This window comes from Mesorhizobium sp. M7A.F.Ca.CA.003.01.2.1, assembly GCF_003998945.1.
GTDB lineage: Bacteria > Pseudomonadota > Alphaproteobacteria > Rhizobiales > Rhizobiaceae > Mesorhizobium > Mesorhizobium ciceri.
Genome location: NZ_RZRA01001045.1, coordinates 1 through 1,838, shown reverse-complemented (window position 1 = coordinate 1,838; position 1,838 = coordinate 1). Strand labels below are relative to the sequence as shown.

At 64.7% G+C, this 1,838-nt stretch carries 2 protein-coding genes; both read right to left on the bottom strand.

Annotated features, from left to right (window positions below; all coding sequences use genetic code 11):
• The coding region (locus EN969_RS29415) for an FAD-binding oxidoreductase (protein ID WP_164758603.1) at window positions 1-1,305 on the bottom strand (1,305 nt) is incomplete at its 3' end.
• Window positions 1,302-1,838, bottom strand: a 537-nt coding sequence (locus EN969_RS29410; protein ID WP_127419645.1) for an aminotransferase class I/II-fold pyridoxal phosphate-dependent enzyme, incomplete at its 5' end; no start/stop codon positions are given. The genes EN969_RS29410 and EN969_RS29415, both read right to left, overlap by 4 nt.

The following is a 1,838-nucleotide window of genomic DNA, read 5'->3' as shown; positions in this document are numbered from 1 at the left end:
GTGCTGGGCGAAAAAAGAGCCGCCAATCTCCCGCAGTTGTTGGTACAGGACGCTCTCGGCAGCCTCCGCTACGTCAGGCGCCAGCGGACCCTGACGGTTGAGGATGATATGCAGGTTTCCATCGGCCAGGTGACCGAAGACATAGGGCGCCAGACCCGGTTCGATCGCTGCGAGCCGGGGCAGGATTCTGTCGAGATAGGCCGGAATTTCCGACAGAGGCACCGACACGTCGAAGGAAGGCGCTTGGGGATGGGCGCGATAGAGCACGCCGGTGTCCTCGCGCAACCGCCACAGGTCTTCCTCTTGCCGCCGCGAGCCGGCAATGATGCCGGTGGCTTCAGGATAGCGCTCCATCACTTCCGAATAGATCCGCTCGAAATCTTCGCGCAGCGCCTCTTCGCGCGCGCCGCCAAGCGACAGCAGCAGGAACAGCGGCTGGTCGAGCGGCACGCTCGGTTCGGACCATTCATGCGCGGCTGCGGCCAGGCTGAAATACGAGGTCCACATCGCCTCCGCCGCGCGCAAATGTCCCGCATCCGATTCAAGCGCCAGACGAATGACTTGCAGCGCCGCTTCGACAGACGGCAGCCCGAAAAGCGCGGTGGCGGTGGCTCGGGGCGAAGGGTCGAGCTTGACGACCACGCGGGTCACGATGCCAAGCGTGCCCTCCGCACCGATGAAGAGATGCTTCAGATCGTAGCCGGCGGAATTCTTCACCACCCGCGTCAGATCGGAATAGACCGATCCATCGGCCAGCACGGCCTCCAGGCCAAGGACGCGGTGGCGCATGACCCCGTTGCGAAAGGCCATCACGCCACCCGCATTCGTGGAAACCATGCCGCCGATCGTCGCCGAACCGCGCGCGGCAAGATCGATACCGGGCTCCAGGCGGTGCTCAAATGCGGCAGACTGCAAAGCTTCGAGCGTAACACCGGCACCGACGATCGCCACGCGCTCGACGGGATCGAGCCGCTCGATCCGGTTCATGCGTGCCAGGGAAAGAACGATCTCGCCCGGCCGCGAGACACTTCCGCCGACCAGGCCGGTCCGCCCGCCCTGCGGCACGATCGGAATCTCATTTTGACTGCAGATGCGCACCACCGCGGCGACCTCGCCGGTCGATGAAGGCGCAACGACGATGCCGGCGGCGCAATCCGTCCCGTTCGAACCAAGGTCGATCGCCCCGGCATCATCACCGATCCGCACATTCGAGGCGCCAACGACATGGCGGATCGCGTCGACAACCGACAACGGCACCGCTTGCTCGATCCAGTTCGTTTGCCTGGGAGACGCGTGGCCGCTCATCGCCCAGCCAATCCCTGAAGCGCCGTGATCAGCCGGTCGTTGTCGGCCGGCAAGCCGATGGTGGCGCGCAGATAGTGCTCGTAGCCGGCTTCGCGCCACGCCTTGACGATGATCCCCTGCTTCAGGAGACCGGCGGCAACGCTGGAGCTGTCGCCCTTGCAGTCGAAGAACAGGAAGTTTGTCTGCGACTGGGCAACCCGGAAACCAAGGCCCGTAAGTGCGGCGGCGGTGCGCACGCGCTCGGCTCTGACGCGGCCCGCCGACGCCTTCATCCAGCTTTCGTCGGCCAGTGCCGCAATAGCGGCGACCTGTGCTGCCGCATTGACGTTGAACGGCGTCTTGGCGGCCGCGATCACTCTTGCCAGTTCGAAGCCCGAACAAACGGCATAGCCAACGCGCAGCCCCGCCAGGCCATAAGCCTTCGAAAATGTGCGCAGCACGACATGGTCGATGCTGCTGTTGCGCAGGACCTCGATGCCGTCGGGCGCGCCGGGATCGGCGAATTCGAAATAGGCCTCGTCCAGGACAAGAAG